At 74.2% G+C, this 16,697-nt stretch carries 11 protein-coding genes and 1 pseudogene; 7 read left to right on the forward strand and 5 right to left on the reverse strand.

Going from position 1 to position 16,697, the window contains the following annotated elements; genetic code table 11:
• Positions 1–980, reverse strand: a pseudogene (locus ABD361_RS29010) (hypothetical protein); the annotation flags it as partial.
• On the opposite strand from ABD361_RS29010, the gene ABD361_RS29015 reads away from it, so the two are divergent.
• The gene (locus ABD361_RS29015; protein WP_344439741.1) at positions 939–2,444 is read left to right on the forward strand and encodes a hypothetical protein; all 1,506 of its coding nucleotides are present in this window, start codon (positions 939–941) and stop codon (positions 2,442–2,444) included. The pseudogene ABD361_RS29010 and the gene ABD361_RS29015 overlap by 42 nt on opposite strands.
• A 52-nt stretch (positions 2,445–2,496) precedes the next feature.
• On the forward strand, positions 2,497–3,462 hold the full coding sequence (locus ABD361_RS29020) for a bifunctional riboflavin kinase/FAD synthetase (protein ID WP_344439743.1): 966 nt from the start codon (positions 2,497–2,499) through the stop codon (positions 3,460–3,462).
• 62 nt (positions 3,463–3,524) lie between these two features.
• On the opposite strand, the gene ABD361_RS29025 is transcribed toward ABD361_RS29020, so the two are convergent.
• From ABD361_RS29025 to eccE, 3 genes are all read right to left on the reverse strand, one after another.
• On the reverse strand, positions 3,525–6,251 hold the full coding sequence (locus tag ABD361_RS29025) for an SCO5717 family growth-regulating ATPase (RefSeq protein WP_344439745.1): 2,727 nt from the start codon (positions 6,249–6,251) through the stop codon (positions 3,525–3,527).
• 306 nt (positions 6,252–6,557) lie between these two features.
• On the reverse strand, positions 6,558–7,340 hold the full coding sequence (locus ABD361_RS29030) for a hypothetical protein (protein WP_344439747.1): 783 nt from the start codon (positions 7,338–7,340) through the stop codon (positions 6,558–6,560).
• Positions 7,340–8,662: a type VII secretion protein EccE gene (eccE, locus tag ABD361_RS29035; RefSeq protein ID WP_344439749.1), complete on the reverse strand. Its 1,323-nt coding sequence runs from the start codon at positions 8,660–8,662 to the stop codon at positions 7,340–7,342. Before eccE ends, ABD361_RS29030 begins: the two co-directional genes overlap by 1 nt.
• Positions 8,663–8,990: 328 nt before the next feature.
• Here eccE and eccB point away from each other — a divergent pair, with 328 nt between their 5' ends.
• Genes eccB through ABD361_RS29055 form a run of 4 tightly spaced genes read left to right on the forward strand, consistent with a single transcriptional unit; the run spans position 8,991 to position 14,905 of the window.
• On the forward strand, positions 8,991–10,556 hold the full coding sequence (gene eccB, locus ABD361_RS29040) for a type VII secretion protein EccB (protein ID WP_344439750.1): 1,566 nt from the start codon (positions 8,991–8,993) through the stop codon (positions 10,554–10,556).
• A gap of 9 nt (positions 10,557–10,565) precedes the next feature.
• The gene (mycP, locus tag ABD361_RS29045) at positions 10,566–11,819 is read left to right on the forward strand and encodes a type VII secretion-associated serine protease mycosin (protein ID WP_344439752.1); all 1,254 of its coding nucleotides are present in this window, start codon (positions 10,566–10,568) and stop codon (positions 11,817–11,819) included.
• 16 nt (positions 11,820–11,835) lie between these two features.
• On the forward strand, positions 11,836–13,428 hold the full coding sequence (locus ABD361_RS29050; protein ID WP_344439754.1) for an outer membrane protein assembly factor BamB family protein: 1,593 nt from the start codon (positions 11,836–11,838) through the stop codon (positions 13,426–13,428).
• A gap of 58 nt (positions 13,429–13,486) precedes the next feature.
• Positions 13,487–14,905, forward strand: a complete 1,419-nt coding sequence (locus ABD361_RS29055) for an outer membrane protein assembly factor BamB family protein (RefSeq protein WP_344439756.1) — start codon at positions 13,487–13,489, stop codon at positions 14,903–14,905.
• Positions 14,906–14,921: 16 nt separating this feature from the next.
• Here the strand turns inward: ABD361_RS29055 and ABD361_RS29060 are convergent, their stop codons facing one another.
• Positions 14,922–15,155 carry a DUF397 domain-containing protein gene (locus ABD361_RS29060; RefSeq protein WP_344439758.1) on the reverse strand — a complete coding sequence of 78 codons (234 nt, stop codon included), beginning with the start codon at positions 15,153–15,155 and terminating at the stop codon, positions 14,922–14,924.
• 231 nt (positions 15,156–15,386) lie between these two features.
• On the opposite strand from ABD361_RS29060, the gene ABD361_RS29065 reads away from it, so the two are divergent.
• Positions 15,387–16,697, forward strand: a complete 1,311-nt coding sequence (locus ABD361_RS29065; protein WP_344439759.1) for an outer membrane protein assembly factor BamB family protein — start codon at positions 15,387–15,389, stop codon at positions 16,695–16,697.

Consider the following 16,697-nt stretch of genomic DNA (forward strand, 5'->3'; position numbering starts at 1 on the left):
GCCGCGCGGCACGCGGCCCCGGCGTGCCGGGCCAGCGCAGCAGCACGGAGGGGGCCCGCCCCGCCTCGGGCGGCGGCGCGGCGCCGGAGGCGCGCGGCGGCGCGGAGGCCGAAGTCGGCGAACCGTGGACCCGAAGCCCCGAGGGCGGGCCCGGGGCGCCCGGTGGGCGGGGCGGCCGGGCTCAGGGCGCCACTGGCGCCTCCGCTGGCCGGGAGGCCGACGTCCCGGACAGGCCCGGGGCGCCCGGTGCCGATCTCGGGTGGTTCGGCAGGCGGGACGGCCGGGCCGAGGGCGACGCCGGAGCGGCCGGGGGCCGGGCTCAGGGCGCCACTGGCGCCCCCGGTGGGCGGGATGCGGAGGTCCAGGGCGAGCCTGGCGCACCCGATGGGGCGGGTGCCGGTACCGAGAGTGACCTCGGGTGGTCCGGCGGCCGGGACGGCCGGGCCGAGGGGGGCCGCCGGGCTCAGGGCGCCGATGCCCAGGGCGGGCCCGGGGCGCCCGGTGGGCGGGGCGTCGGTGCCGAGGGTGACCTCGGGTGGTTCGGTGGCCGGGACGGTCGGGGTGAGGGCGGTCCCGGAGCGGCCGGTGGCCGGGACGATCGGGCTGAGGGTGGCCTCGGAGCGGCCGGTGGCCGGGGCAGCCGGGCTCAGGGCGAGCCTGGCGCCCCCGCTGGGCCGGATGCGGAGGTCCAGGAGGGGCCCAGAGCGCCCGCTGGGTCGGGTGCCGGTGCCGAGGGCGACCTCGGCTGGTTCGGCCGCCGGGACAGCCGGGCCGAGGGCGCCCCGGGGGCGGCTGGCCGCCAGTGCGGCCCGGCTGAGGACGCCCCTCGAGTGGCCGGCGGTCCGGGCGGCAATGGCGCGCCCGGTCGGCAGGATGCCGACGGCGCCGGAGGGGCGCGGCGGCGGAGGCCGCCCGTCGTGGGACGCCGGGGGCCGGCGGTGTCGTACAGTTCGGCCCGGCCCGAGGGCTACGAGCCGCACGCGCCCAGCGATCCGCACGGCTTCGCCGGGCCCGACGAGGACGAGTTGCCGCCCGGGCCGCAGGAGCACGACGAGCCCGACGCCGGGGCCGACGGCGCCGCCGCCGTCCATGCGGCCGACCGCTTCCTGACCGCCGTGGCCGCTCTGCTGATCGACGATCCGTACGGTGCGCAGCCACTGCTGTGCCGCTGGTTCGGGGACAACCGCTTCCTGCAGGTGCCGCCGGACGGCGACGGGATGCGCCCGACGGTCGCCACCGCCGCGCAGGCCCTGCTGCACACCCATCGCCGGCGGGCCATCGACGACCTCGCCGAGGCGCTCGTGGACGCCGGGCACCCGCGCGCCGACGAGCTGCTGGCCGCCCTCGCCGAGGACGAGCCGTCCGCGCTGTGCCGGGCCGTCGACCGCTGGGCCCACGACGACCGTGTGGAGCGCCACGTGGCGGCAGCCGCCTACGCGCTGAAGACGGCTCCCCATGTGGCCACGGCCGCCGACCGCGAGCTGCTGCGCTTCTCCGCGCTGGCCCTGCTCGCGCGCCCGGCCGAGGGCGCCCTGCACGGCACGGCGCTGGCCCTGCTCGTACGGGATCCGGAGACGCGCGGCAAGTATCTTCCGCAGGCTCTCGCCCGCTTCTCGCAGGGCGACCCGCACCTGCCGCCGGCCGTGCTGGCCCCTGCCCTGGCCAGTCACGCGGATTCTGTGCTCGACGCCTTCCGGGCCCGGCTGCACGAGCCGGGGGAGGGGCCGGGCGAGGTGCTGCGCACCCTCGCCGAGGTGCGGGAGCCGGTGCTCGCCCGCCGGGTCGCGGCCCTCGTGCGCGAGCACGTCGAGCACCGTCCGGAGGGCGCCGAGAACGCCGCGGCGTTCGTGGACCGGCGCCTGGAGCACGGGCCCGGGGCCCGCGCCGTCCTCTTCCCGCTGGTTGTGGCCCTGCTGCGGTCGGGCACCGCACCGGTGCGCCGGGCGCTGGCGCCCGTCCTGGCCGATCCCGGCACCCCCGTCTCCCGGCCGCTGCGCCAGGAGCTGCTGGAGGTGCTGATGGAGCGCGAGGAGTACGGCCCGTACGGCCCGTACGAGCGGGAGGTCACCGTCCTGGACGCGCTGCTGCGCGCCGTGGCGGCGGGCGCCGCCGAGCGCACCGAGGCGCGTACCCGTGATCTCGTCCACCGCACCGGCCTGCTGATGGCCCGCACTCCGGAGGGTGCCGCGTTCTTCGACCGGCGGCTGACGCAGCTGGCCCGTGAGATCCCCGTTTTCGGCGACCAGGTCCGCGGTTGGCTGAAGTCCGCCCCGGCCCAGTGGGCGGTGGTCGTCGGCCCGAGCGCCCGCATCCGGTTGACGGCCGGCCGTGAGAAGGGGGGCGACGGGGGCTCGGGGGACGCGCGGGACGGCGCGGACCCGGCGCACGCAAAGGCCGGTGCCCCGGCCGATGCGGGAGGCCGCGAACCGGCATGGCACTCTTAGACCTGCGTCATCAGACAGACAAAGGTTCGGGTTCGGGCGAGGAGCGGGCACAGTGCAGCGCTGGCGTGGCTTGGAGGACATCCCCCAGGACTGGGGGCGCAGCGTCGTCACCATCGGCTCGTACGACGGCGTGCACCGGGGGCATCAGCTGATCATCGGCCGGGCCGTGGAGCGGGCCCGGGAGCTGGGCGTCCCCTCGGTCGTGGTCACCTTCGACCCGCACCCCAGCGAGGTGGTGCGCCCCGGCAGCCACCCGCCGCTGCTGGCGCCGCACCCCCGGCGCGCGGAGCTGATGGCCGAGCTGGGCGTGGACGCGGTGCTGGTGCTGCCGTTCACCACCGGCTTCTCCCAGCTCTCGCCGGCCGACTTCGTGGTGAAGGTGCTCGTCGACAAGCTGCACGCGAAGCACGTCGTGGAGGGCCCCAACTTCCGCTTCGGCCACCGCGCCGCCGGTGACGTCGCCTTCCTGCGCGAGCTGGGCGCCACGTACGACTTCGGTGTCGAGGTCGTCGACCTGTTCGTCTCGGGCGAGGCGGGCGGCGGGCTGCCGTTCTCCTCGACGCTGGTGCGGCGTCTGGTCGCCGACGGCGACGTGACCGGAGCCATGGAGATCCTCGGCCGCCCGCACCGCGTGGAGGGCGTCGTCGTGCGCGGCGCGCAGCGCGGCCGCGAGCTCGGCTTCCCGACGGCCAACGTCGAGACGCTGCCGCACACCGCGATCCCGGCGGACGGGGTGTACGCGGGCTGGCTGACCGTCGGGGGCGAGGCCATGCCGGCGGCGATCTCCGTCGGTACGAACGTGCAGTTCGACGCCACGGAGCGCACGGTCGAGGCGTACGCCATCGACCGCGTCGGCCTGGAGCTGTACGGGCTGCACGCCGCCGTGGACTTCCTCGCCTACCTGCGGGGGATGCAGAAGTTCGAGTCCATCGATGCGCTGCTGGCCTGCATGGCCGACGACGTGAAGCGGGCGCGCGACCTCGTCGCGGCCCACGAGGCGGCGGCCGTCACCGGCTGAACCGCCCCCCGATCCACGGGGAAGGCCCCGGGCGCCTGCGGGCGCCCGGGGCCTTCTGCGTGTCACTGCTGCGGCGGGATGCTCCAGCCGCCGTCCTGCGGCGCCGGCGGGTACGGGCCGGGCTGCGGCTGGGGCTGCGGCTGGCCGTACGGGTTGTACGGGCCCGGCGCGGCCGGCGCACCCGGGTACCCGGGGACGGCGCCCGGCACCGGCTGGCCCGCCTCGGGCCCGTACGCACCCGGCACCGGCGGCGCATGGTGGTGCGGCGCGGCGTACAGGCCCTGTTGCTGCTGGGCGCGCACGAAGTCCTCGGCGACCATAGCGGAGAGGTTGAAGTACGCCTCGCGCGTCTTGGGGCGCATCATCTCCAGGTCGACCTCGGCGCCCGCGGCCAGGTGCTCGTCGAAGGGCACCACGACGACGCCGCGGCAGCGGGTCTCGAAGTGCGACACGATGTCCTCGACCTTGATCATCTTTCCGGTCTCGCGGACACCGGAGATGACGGTGATGCTGCGCGAGACGAGGTCGCCGTAGCCGTGCGCGCCGAGCCAGTCCAGCGTGGTGCTGGCGCTGCTCGCACCGTCGACGGACGGCGTCGAGATGATGATCAGCTGGTCCGCGAGGTCGAGGACCCCGCGCATCGCGCTGTAGAGCAGGCCGGTGCCCGAGTCGGTGAGGATGATCGGGTACTGCTTGCCCAGCACGTCTATGGCGCGCCGGTAGTCCTCGTCGTTGAAGGTCGTGGAGACCGCCGGGTCCACGTCGTTGGCGATGATCTCCAGTCCGGAGGGCGCCTGCGAGGTGTAACGGCGGATGTCCATGTAGCTGTTGAGGTGCGGGATGGCCTGCACGAGGTCACGGATCGTCGCCCCCGTCTCCCGGCGCACCCGGCGGCCGAGCGTACCGGCGTCCGGGTTGGCGTCGATCGCGAGGATCTTGTCCTGGCGCTCGGTCGCGAGCGTCGCCCCCAGGGCCGTGGTCGTCGTCGTCTTGCCGACGCCGCCCTTGAGGCTGATGACCGCGATGCGGTAGCAGGACAGGACCGGCGTGCGGATCAGCTCCAGCTTCCGCTGCCGCTCCGCCTCCTCCTTCTTGCCGCCGAACTTGAACCGGGCCGCCGGGTTCTGCTTCTTCGGCTTCGGCTTGCTCTTCAGCAGCCGCTCCGAGGACAGCTCCACGGCCGCGGTGAACCCGAGCGGGGCCCCGTGCACGGACCGCTGCCGCTGCTCCGGCGTCACGGTCGGCCACCCTCCGCCGGCCCGCGGATCGGCCGGCGCCTCGGCCTGCGGCTGCGGCTGCGGTTGCCCGTCGGCGGTGGGCGGCACGGGCTGCTGGCCCGGGTACGGGCCCGGCTGGCCGGGGACGTTGGGGTACCCGTAGCCGCCGGGCGCCTGCGGATAGCCGTAGCCGCCGGGGGTGGGGGCGGGGGCGGGGGCCGGCGCCCCGTAACCGGCGTACGGCGCGGGGGCGCCGGGCACGCCCGGCGCACCGGGGCCCGGGTAGCCGTAACCACCCTGCGGGGCGGGAGGAGCCTCGGGCACCGCCGGAGCGGCGGGCGGGGCAGCCGGGGCCGCGGCGGCCAGATGCCAGTCACCACCGGCGCCGGGGGCGCCGGGCGCCGGGGCGGCGGCGCCCGGGGTGCCGGTGTTCGCGCTGGGCGCGCCGGCCGCCGGCGTACCGCCGAAGTGAGGGGCGCTCGGGTCGGCATCGGGCGCGCCGCCGAACTGGGGGTTGCCGGGGGCGGCGTTGCTCGGGGCGGGAGCGGCCGGGGCGGCGGCGCCCGGGGCGCCGGTGTTCGCGCTGGGCGCGTCCGCCGCCGGGATACCGCCGAACTGGGGGTTGCCAGGAGTGGCGTTGCTCGGGGCAGGAGCAGCCGGGGCGCTGCCGAAGGGCGAGCTGCTCGGAGGGGCTTCGCCCGCCGTGCCGGCGTTCGCGTCCGCCGCCGCGCCGGTCGGGGCGGCGGGGGCCCCGGCGCTTGCGTCCGGCGCGCCGGCCACCGGCGTACCGCCGAACTCAGGGGCGGCCGTCCCGGCCTCGCTCGTGGTGGCACCGGTGGCGCCCGGGGCGTCCGCCGTCGGCGTGCCGCCGAACTGGCCGTCCGTCGTACCCGCACCCGCCGCAGGAGTCGCGTCTGCCGGGGCACCGGTGGGCGTGCCGCCCTGCGACCCTGCCGCACCGGCGTCGGCCGCCGGCGTGCCGCCGAACTGGCCGTCCGGCGCAGCGGAACCCGCCGCAGCCGCTTCGCTCGGTGCGTCGGCCACCGGCGTACCGCCGGCCTGAGGGGCACCCTGAGCGGCCTCGCCCGGGGCGCCGGCGTCCGGCGTACCGCCGAACTGGGGGCTGCCAGGAGCGGCTTCGCTCGGAGCCGGAGCCGGAGCCGGAGCCGGAGCCGGGGCCGGGGTGGGGGCCGGGGCCGGAACAGCGGCCGCCGGCGCACCGCCGAACGGCGCAGCGCCCTCCGGGCTCGCCGGCGGCGGCCAGGCGGCCGCCGGGGCGGGGGCGGGCGGGAAGTTCGGGGGGAGGGGCGGCAGCGACGCCTGCGGCGCCGGGGGCGCCGTCCAGCCGTCGGACGCCGGAGCGGGCTCGGCCGGTACCGGCGCGGGCGCGGGCGCCGGGGCGTCAACGCCCGCAGGGGCGCTCGCGGTCGGCGGCGTGCTCTGCGTGTACCACGCGGGCGGCGTGTAGTCGATGGTGAACTCGCCCGTGTGTTCGGGTTCGTGTTCGGCGTCGGGCCGGTCCTCGCCGGCTGTCCTTCCGGCCGCGCGGATCTCGTCCCGATCGCTGCTCACAATGCCTCCTGCTGGTGTGGTCCGGCGCCCGTGGGTGTGGAGTCGTCTGGCGGGCCGACCGTTACTGCCGACCTCGAACGCCCGGATGTTCCCCGTCTGTCGCATGACAGGACCGGCGTCGGGTCCTCCAGTGCGTGCGTACGGTCATACAGACTAATCGTCATCCGCATCGGTGCGGCAGGCCCGCCCCCGCCTCCCCGTCCGCCCCTGCCGGGGCGTCCTCACGGGACGCCCCGGCAGGGCAAGGCTTCCCCGGGAGGCTCGCCGGACACCTGGGTCTCCGGCCGAGCCCTGTCGCCCGTACCGTCAGTCCATGCGCCGGGCGGCGCCCAGCAGCCCCGTTTCCGGTTCGGTCGGCTGCATCGTGACGTACGTGCGTGACGTGCGCGTGCACCAGAGCGTGACGCCGTCGGGGAGCGTGGAGAGCGTGTCGACGTCGTGGGGCGGCAGGTTCATGGCCCGGCCCAGTTGCCGGGCCTCGTCGGGGGAGACGCGCTGGATGCCGACGACGTCGGCCCGGGCGGTGAGCCGGGGCGTGGTGGGGCCGGGGTAGGGCAGGAGCGTGAGGACGGACTGCCATGGTGCCGGGCCCGTACGGCCGCGCGGCGGGCGCACTCCGCAGTCGCGCACGACGAGGACGGGGCTGTGCACGGCCGGGCCCTGCGGGGGCACGCGGCCGACGTCGTGGAGGGTGATGGCTTGTTGTCCGGTGTTGGCCGCCTGGGCCAGGGCCGTCCACATCTGCCGGCGCCCGGTCTCGACCGCGACGCGCGCGCCCGTGCCGACCGCGCGCAGCGCGAGGACCTGTGCCGTCCAGACGCCGCCGACGAGGACGATGTCGAAGGGGACGGGGCGGCCGGTGCCGAGCACGGCGGGGGCGCCGTGCTCGTCGGTGCCGATGACGACTCCGTCGTCCGCGACGGGCAGGGCGAGGGCGTCGAACTCCGCGGCCGACAGCTCGTGCCGGCCGCGCCGGGGCCCGAGCAGCCCGAAGCCGGTGCGTGCCCGGCGGCCGGGGGCCGCGGGTGCCGGGGCCGTACCGGCCGCCGGTCCGGCGACGGGGGTGCCGGTGTACGTCGTCGTGGCCATCAGCGGGTACCTCCCAGCGGCAGTGTGGCGAGGACGCCCGGCACCTGCTCGTGGTCCAGTCGCACCAGGCCGACCTTCACCGCGCGGGCGGCCCGCTCCAACTCGCGCCGGACCGCGGCCAACTCGTCCGCACTGCGCCCGCATATCCGGACATGCCCCGTCATGGTGGGTGTGTGCCGTCCCTCCAGCATGCGCCCGCGGCCGAGCGTCAGGCTGAGCGTCGTCGACAGGGCGGGCAGCGACATCAGCAGCGCCGCCAACTGCGGCAGGCTCGCACCACCCGCCCCGCCCGCACCACTCGCACCGCCCAGCCGGGGCCAGCGGCCCAGCCAGTACGTCGTGTGCCAGCGGTCGTCGCAGCGCCAGGCGCGTGCGCTCTCCACCGTCCGCCGCGCGGGCGTGCCCGTACGGCCCGCCTGGGCCGTGGCGGCGGGGTTGATGTCGGCGGCCGTCGCGAGGGCGGCCGTCAGTGCGTCCTCGGACAGCAGGGTGGCCCGGAACCCGGCTCCCGCCAGCCGGCTCGCCAGCTGGTCGGCCGCGCGCAGCACGCAGCGGCGCGCCCCGGTCGTACCGCCCCCGCGCGCCTCGACCGCCTCCCGGCACAGCTCCGGGTCGAGCTTGAGCGCCACCCACGTCTGGCGCACCGCGGGTGCGCCCGTCAGCTGTTGCAGCGGCGCGTAGTTGCGCGCGGCGAGGGAGTCGGAGGGCAGGTGCGGGGCCGGTGCCGGCAGGGTGCTCTGCACCACCTGCACGGACTCCAGCGCGATGCCGTCGACGTCCATCGCGTCCCGCAACAGCGCGAGCGGCAGCGCCTTGCGCGTGCGATCGGCCCGCAGCGGCCGGTCGACGCCGTCGACGCGCAGCACCGCCGTCAGGAACGTGCCGTCGCCGACCAGGCCGACCTCCCGCTCCGTCCGGTCGGTGAAGGAGGACGTGCGCAGGGCCGGTTCGCACTCGACCAGGGGGGCCAGCCGGGGATCCGTGCCGGGGAGCACCGGCTGCGCCGCCGCCCGGCGTGCCCGCCGGCGCAGCGCGACCACGGAGGCCAGCCACTCGACGACGGGCCGCCGCCCGCGGCGCAGGACGGCCGGCAGGAGCAGCAGCACGGCCAGGACCACCGCCGGCGCCAGCAGCAGCCGGCCGCCGAGCCAGCCCAGCAGCACCACGGCCGCCGCCAGCTCCACCAGCACCAGCTGCTGCAGCCGTACCGGCCCCAGCGCACCACGCCCCGGGGCCGGCCGGGGCTGCACGGCGCCGGCCGCGGGCGCGCCCGCACCGGGCCCCGGGCCGCCCTCCGGCCGTACGCGCGTCGCGGCTGCCATGACCCGTCAAGCCCCCTCGAAATCCGCCGAATACAGCTCCACGCACACCGGTCGGACACACCGGCGGAAAACCGGTCGCCGCCCTTTCCGGGACCGTCCCCCGGCGACACGTGGCGATCACCTACGGGCATAGTAGAGGCTCGGTCCGACACCGGCCCCGCCCGGGCGACGGCGCTCGGCCGGTGCCCGTCCACCGCGGAACAACCCCGCGAAAGCGGCGGATTCGCAACGACGGGACAGCAACGAACACAACGACGGCAAGACGACTGCAAGACGACGGCAAGACGACGGAAACGGCATCGGAAAACCGGGGGAGAAGCAGCTCCACATGGCATCACGGCGGGACGAACTCAACGCCTACACCTTCGCGAGGAAACGGACGGTCGCCGCTTTCCTGCAGCCCTCCCTCACCGGCTCGGAGGAAGGCGCCCCCCGGCCGCTGCGCACGATCCTGCCCGGCATCGTCGTCGGCGCCCTGCTCGTCGCGGGCTTCGGAGCCTGGGGCGTCTTCAAGCCCGTCGCGCCCAAGGGCTGGGACGACGTCGCCGCGCACGTCATCGTCGGCAGCGACTCCACCACCCGCTACGTCGTCCTGACCACCGACGGCAAGAAGCAGCTCCACCCCGTCCTCAACCTCGCCTCCGCCCGGCTGCTGCTCGACCCCGGCAAGGGCGGAGTGATCAAGGTCCGGGAGTCCGAGCTCGACGACGGCCACATCCCGCGCGGCCCCACCCTCGGCATCCCGTACGCGCCCGACCGCATGCCCACCGCCGCACAGGCCGGCAAGCCCAAGCAGTGGGCCGTCTGCCAGCAGCCCGGCGGAGGCGGCAGGACCACCCAGAAGGCGGTCTTCCTCTTCGCCGCCGGCGACCCCAAGGCCAAGCAGCTCACCGGCCCCCGGCGGCTGCGCGGCGCCCAGGCGCTGTACGTCCAGGGCCCCGACGAGGCCCGCTACCTCGTCGACCCCAAGGGCACCCGCTACCTCATCGGCGGCCCCGACTGGCAGAACCAGGACCCCGCCGACCGCAACCTGCTGCTGCGCGCCCTCTTCAACGACGGCGCCCAGCCCCAGCGCGTCACCAAGGAGTGGCTCGGCACCCTGCGCGAAGGCACGCCCATCACCTTCCCCGCCCTCCACGGCAGCGTCGGCGACCCCGCCGGCGTCCCCACGCTCAAGGGCCGCACCGGCCGCGTCGGCATGATCCTCCAGGCGCCCACCGGCACCACCACCCAGCACTACGTCGTGCTCCCCGGCAAGGTCGCCCGCGTCTCGGAGTTCACCGCCAAGCTGCTGCTCAGCAGCCGCGCCCTCGCCCCCCTCGGCCAGGCCGGCACCCCCGAGCGCGTCAGCGCCGCCGACTTCACGCCCGACGCCGAGGAGTTCTACGGCGGCATGCACTGGCCCGCCCAGGTGCCCCGCCCCGCCAACTCCGCCGACCCCGTGGCCGGCGGCGACGGCAACGACACCGTCTGCAGCCTCTTCGGCGGCCTCGACTCCGGCGGCAACCCCGACCTCGGCGTCTGGGCCGGCAAGGACTACCCCGCCACCATCCCCGACGGCGCCACCAGCGCCTACGTCACCCCCGGCTCCGGCCTGCTCTACCGCCAGGTCACCGGCCGCCAGACCGACAGCGGCCCGGTCTTCCTCGTCACCGACACCGGGCTGCGCTACGCCGTCCAGTCCAACGGCGACAGCGCCACCGACCGCTCCCGCATCGGCGACGCGCCCTCCCCGGACCCCGCGCGGCCCGGGGCCGCCGACGCCGACCAGGCCCGCACCCGCCTCGGCTACAAGGACGTCGCCCCTGTGCCCGTACCGGCCAACTGGTCGCAGTTCCTGCCGACCGGCCCCCGGTTGGACACCAACAGCGCCAAACAGCCGCAGGGTTCGTAGGAGGCCGCCATGCGAACCCCGGCCCTGCTCACCGCCGCACTGCTGGCGTCCCTGACCACCGCCGCCCCGGCCGTCCCCGCAGCCGCCACCGTGCTCGACGGCAGCGGCGAGTGCACCTACCCCGCCAAGCCCATCAAGGGCACGCCCTGGGCCCTGCAGCGCATCCTGCTCGACCAGCTCTGGCAGGACACCCGGGGCCGCGACCCCCAGGGACACCCCGTGCGCGTCGCCGTCATCGACACCGGCATCGACGTCACCAACCCCCAGCTCAAGGACGCCGTCGACGCCAAGAGCGGCATCGACCTGCTCTCCGGCACGAACGACGCCGGCAAGGGCCCCACCGTCGACCCCGTCGGCCACGGCACCAAGGTCGCCGGCATCATCGCCGCCCGGCCCTCGCCCGCCGGCGGATTCGTCGGCATCGCACCCGAGTCCGTCGTCATCCCCATCCGGCAGAACGACGAACGCGGCAGCGGCACCTCCCGCACCCTGGCCGAAGGCATCAAAGCGGCCGTCGCCGCCGGCGCCCGCGTCATCAACATCTCCCAGGACACCGCCGTCCCGCTGCGCCCCGACTCCGACCTGGAGCGCGCCGTCGCCGACGCCCTCGCCCACGACGTCGTCGTGGTCGCCTCGGCCGGCAACGACGGCGCCGACGGCCGCTCCAAGCCCACGTACCCGGCCGCCTACCCCGGCGTCCTCGCCGTCGGCGCCTCCGACCGCAACAACGAACGCGCCCCCTTCTCCCAGTCCGGCGACTTCATCGGCGTCGCCGCGCCCGGCGTCGACATGGTCTCCACCGTCCCCGGCGGCGGCCACTGCGTCGACCACGGCACCAGCTTCTCCGCGCCGTACGTCACCGGGGTCGCCGCCCTCATCCGCGCCAAGCACCCCGACTGGAAGCAGAACCAGGTCGTCGCCCAGATCGAGCAGACCGCCGAACGCGTCTCCGCCACCCGCGACCGCTACGTCGGCTGGGGCGTCGTCGACCCCGTCCGCGCCCTCACCGAGGACGACCGCCCGCTCGACCGGGTCACCGTCCCCGAAGGACCGGCCCACCGCGTGGCCGCCCCGCAGCCCGCGCCGCTCGCCCTCGGCGAGACGCCGCAGGAGCGCCAGGTGCGCCTGGCCACGTACGCCCTGGGGGGCACCGCCCTGCTCGTCGCCATGATCGCGGGCTCGGCCGTCGTCGTACGCGACCACCGGGGCCACCGGGACCCCCACCGCCGCAACCGGCCCTCCGGCGCCGGCGGAACCGCATGAAGGCATGAAGGAACCCATGAACCAGCCACACCGCGCACAGGACGGCGGCCACCCGGGCCCCGGCTTCGGCACCGCACCGCAACCCTTCGTGCCGCTCCCGCAGCCGGGAGCCGTCCCGCAGACGCCGCAGGCCCCCCAAGCCCCCCCGACCCCGCAGGCCCCCTCGGGCCCGCCGCCGGTGCCGCCGCCCGGGCCGGTGCCGCCGCCCGGGCAGGCCCCGCAGTCGCCCGGCCGGGCGCCCGTTTCGCCCACCGCGCCGACCGAGCCGGCGGCGCCGGTCGCCGTGGCTCCGGCGCAAGCGGGCGGGGGAGTCCCGCGCAAGGCCCTCGCGATCGGTCTCGGCCTGCTGCTCGTCGCGGGCCTGGGCACGGGCGGCTGGTTCCTCTGGGGCCGCGGCGGAAACGATCCTGCTCGTACCTCCAAGGCCCCGGCCAAGGCCATCGACGCCAAGCTGGACTGGATGGCGCCCGTGCCCGACACGGACAAGGACAGCGCCGATCACATGGCGGAGCCGTGGTTCACGGACAAGAACGTGATCATGCGCAGCAGCAAAGCCGTCACCGCGTACAGCATCGCGACGGGCAAGCCCGGCTGGACCGTGCCCGTACCCGGCTTCGCCTGCACCAGCTCCCCGCAGCAGGAGAACGGCATCGCCGCCGTCGTCTACGGCAAGGAGGAGTTCGCCTGCGACCTGGTCATGGCCGTCGACCTGGAGCACGGCCGGATGCTGTGGACGAAGGAACTGACCGACTCCAAGGGCCGCAAGGACAGCCACCGCACCGCCAACATCTCCCTCGTCCAGGGCACCCTCACCCTCGCGGACGGCGTCGAGCCCCGCGTGTTCAACGCGCGCACCGGCGAGCGCCTGACGCCCCACGACTACGGCTGCCGCGCGGCCGGTTCGGTCGCCGGCCGCTCCGGTGCGCAGCAGCTCACGGTCGCCGAGTGCGGCCTGTCCGGCCGCAGCTTCGTGATGTCGGTCGACCCGAGGACCGGGCAGGAGAAGTGGACCTGGAAGCTCCTCGACGGCCTCGAAGCGCACAACGTCCTCTCCGTCGATCCGCCCGTCGTCACCGTGGCGCGCAAGGACGACACCGACCCGACGGACGTCGTCGTCCTCGATGACAACGGCCGCCTGAAGAGCCTGATCTCCGCCTCCGCCGGGCCGTACGAATTCGGCGACTGCACCCGGCTCCTCGACTCCTGCCGCAGCACCGTCACCGACGGCGGCACGCTCTACCTCGCCACCATCAACGGCAAGAAGGAGATCGACGGCGTCTACGCCAACGCCATCGCCGCCGTCGACCTCGCCACCGGCAAACCCCGCTGGACCACCGAGCTGGCCGGCAACCGCCGCTACCGGCCCGTCGCCATGCACGACGGACGGCTGCTGGTCTACCAGGAGGCCTCCAAGGACGAGGCGGGCAAGCTGCTCTCCCTCGACCCGGCCAACGGCAGCTCCGCCGTCTTCATGAACCTGCCGCAGGAATCGGCGGACGAGGAGTACAAGATCGGGCGGCTCGGCACCGTGTACTTCCGCAACGACCACTTCTACGTCGTCTCGCAGATCGGCATGACCGACAGGACGATGATGATGTCCTTCCACTGACACCCGACCGCCGCCCGACCCCTAGAACAACGAAACCAGGAGCAGGAGCAGGAGCCCGGTGCACACACCCCAGTACGGGCAGACGCCACCCAGGCTGTCCCAGTTCACCGCCAGCGCCACCGGTGGTGCGGGCACCCCCGGGCGCCGCCGCACATGGCTGAAGCCGGCGCTCGCCGGCCTCGCCCTCGCCGTCGTCCTCGCGGCGGGCGGCTGGGCGGTGTGGTCCTTCACCGGCAGCGGACCCGCGGGCGGCGGCTCCCAGGGCGGTGGCACGGGCAGGAACCCCACGGCCGGCTCCGTCGTCTGGACCGCCGAATCCCGCACCAGGCCGGACGAGAAGAGCATGCACGCGGCCCTCGGCACCTGGTTCACCGACTCGCTCGTGGTCAAGGCCGAACCGGACATGGTCACCGCGTACGACATCCGCACCGGCGAGAAGAAGTGGTCGTTCCTGCTCGCCGGCTCCCTGTGCGCCGCATCGCGCGAGTCCGACGGCGGCGTCGCCGTCGTCTCCGTCGAGTACGAGGGCATCTGCACCCGCCTGGTGGCCTTCGACCTGCGCGACGGCAAGCGCAAGTGGGAGGAGCTCCTCGTCGACGACAAGGACGAGGCGGAGGCCCTCAAGCCCGGCAAGTGGCTCAAGGCCGCCCTCGAACTCGCCGTCCACGACGGCCACCTCTACGCCACCTGGGGCGCCGGCGAGCAGACCCGCCGCCTCTCCGACGGCAAGCGCGTCGGATCCCTCAAGCGCAAGGCCTGCGAGATGGTCGACAGCGCCGGCGGCGCCCGCCTGATCGCCATCACCTACTGCGACTTCAAGTCCGACGGCGAGATCACGATCCGCTCCCTGGACCCGAAGAACCTCGACAAGCCCAAGTGGACGACCAAGCTCCCGCGCCGCGACGGCTTCCTGTCCATCATCTCCACGAACCCGCTCGTCCTCGCCCAGGCACCGGGCAAGGCCGGCCCCGACGCCAAGTACGACTTCGTCGTCCTGGACCCCGACAGCGGCAAGGAGAAGACGCGCGTCCCGTACAACAGCTTCTGGCAGCTGGGCACCTGTTTCCTCGCCGACTCCGGCTGCACGGGCGCGCTGACCGACAAGGACTCCCTCTACATCTCCGGCAAGGGCGTCACCATGGCCTACGACCTGGCCACCGGCAAGGAACGCTGGACCTACAAGGCCGACCCCAACCGCTACACCACCCCGGTGGCGGTGCACGGCGGCCGCGTGGCCGCCTACACCGTCGCCACCCCCGAACGCCGCGGCCGCATCGCCTACCTGGACACGGCCACCGGCAAGGCCGTCCGCACGGTCGAGCACTCCGACACGGACAAGGACCGCAAGAACGAGGCCATGATGAGCCGCATCGACGGCTTCCCCCGCCTCGTCGACGACCGCCTGCTCCTCGTCAACGACGGACAGTTCGCCGACGAAAAGGCAGGCATGATCCTCGCGATCAGCGCCCCCTGGTGAGCCGCCGGCGGGACCGTCACACCTCGATGTCGAACTCCCCGTCCCGGACCCCGAGCACGAACGCCTCCCACTCGCTGGCGGTGTACCGCAGCACGGTGTCCGGATCGGCCGACGACCGCATCCCCACCGCACCACCCTCGAGGTACGCGATCTCCACCCGCTCCTCCGAGGTGTCCCCGGGCGCACTGATCCACTCCGCGCCCGAGATGTCCATGGCGTACAGCGCTTCCTTCTCTTCTTCAGTGGCCACTGCGCAGAGCTCCTCTTCGGTTCGTCCGACAGTACGGACCCGGACACTGCCGCCGACGCTAGCAACCCCGGACCACCGGGGTCGGGAGTTCGGCCACGCTCCCTCTCCACACCCCAACATCCCCGGACGAAAAGGCGTCCCCTTATGACTCAGCCACCACCGCCCTCCCAACCCCCGATACCCTCCCCGGGCTTCGGCCCGCCGCCTCCGGCCTTCGGCCCGGCTGCACCGATGTCTCCGCCCCCCGCTCCGGGCGGCCGCCGCAAGGCCCTGCTCATCACCCTCGCCCTGACCCTCCTCCTCACCGGCCTCGGCGGAGGCGGCTGGTGGCTGTGGGGTCGCGGCGACGACGGTGGGGGTGGCGGCAAGCCGCAGGCCAAGCCGCCGGCGACGGGTCGACTGGACTCCCAGCTGGACTGGCTGGTCACCAACCCGGACAAGGACGATCAAAACGTCTCCAAGGGCAAGGGATGGACGACCTGGTTCGCGAACGGCAACATCATCCGCACCCGGACCGGCAACATCACCGCATACGACACCGCTCACGGCAAGCAGCAGTGGAACGTACGCATCCCGGGACCTCTCTGTGCGACCTCCCGCCGGGCCGAGAAGGGCGTCGGCGTCGTCGCCTATGCGAAAGACGGTTACAGCTGCTCGGATCTGATGGCCGTGGACCTCAGGAGCGGCCGCGCCAAGTGGGACAAGAAGATGCCCACCAGGTACAGCAGTGGATACACCGACATGCAGATCGTGCTCCTCAACGACACCGTCAAGATCTTGTCGGCAGATGAATCCGCAACGTTCGCAGTCGACGACGGAAGGGTCCTTGCGCAGCCGGATAAGAATATGCTCCTCAACTGCGTGGAGTACCGCAATTCGACCGATGGGACGACTCTCCTCGCTGTGATCAAGTGTCCCCACGACCGCATGTTCGTCCAGCGCATCGACCCGTCCACCGGCAAGGACATGTGGACGTGGAAGGTGCCGGACGGACTCAAGATGATGGGAATTCCTTCAGTCGATCCCGTCGTGGTGGCCGTTGCAAAAGTTGACGAACGTGACAACTCGACCGACCTGATCACCATCACCCCGGAGGGTCGGACCCGAAACCGGATCTCGCTCACCGGTAACGGCAACGCAGCGAATGCCGTCTTCAGTAAGGACACCGTCTACCTTTCCACGGAAGGTACGGGGAGCGGTTCGGCCGGAGAGAGCACAAACAAGATCATCGCCATCGATCTGGCCACCGGCCAGAAGCGTTGGGCAAGCGACGCAGGAGGGAAGCGGGTTGGCGTTCCGCTCAAGTTCCTGGGTGACAAGCCCCTGATTTATCAGTACGCGCAGGGTGACGAAGGTGGCCGGCTCGTGACTCTCGAACCACGGGATGGAACTCCCACAGTGGTCAAGCGGCTGCCGGCGGAGAGCGCTCGAGAGGAAAGGGAAGCCGCGCTTTTCGGTGAGGTGTACTTCGAGGACGGCAGGGTCTTCATGGCTTCCGGCTTCGTAGGTTCCCCCTCTCACCTTTTGCTGTCGTTCAACTGA

This window comes from Streptomyces luteosporeus (assembly GCF_039532865.1).
GTDB lineage: Bacteria > Actinomycetota > Actinomycetes > Streptomycetales > Streptomycetaceae > Streptomyces > Streptomyces luteosporeus.

Coding starts and splice junctions, on each gene's coding strand:
- ABD361_RS29030 (WP_344439747.1), bottom strand. CDS start 7,340: ATGGCCACGACGACGTACACCGGCACCCCCGTCGCCGGACCGGCGGCC.
- mycP (WP_344439752.1), top strand. CDS start 10,566: ATGCGAACCCCGGCCCTGCTCACCGCCGCACTGCTGGCGTCCCTGACC.
- ABD361_RS29065 (WP_344439759.1), top strand. CDS start 15,387: ATGTCTCCGCCCCCCGCTCCGGGCGGCCGCCGCAAGGCCCTGCTCATC.
- eccB (WP_344439750.1), top strand. CDS start 8,991: ATGGCATCACGGCGGGACGAACTCAACGCCTACACCTTCGCGAGGAAA.
- eccE (WP_344439749.1), bottom strand. CDS start 8,662: ATGGCAGCCGCGACGCGCGTACGGCCGGAGGGCGGCCCGGGGCCCGGT.
- ABD361_RS29050 (WP_344439754.1), top strand. CDS start 11,836: ATGAACCAGCCACACCGCGCACAGGACGGCGGCCACCCGGGCCCCGGC.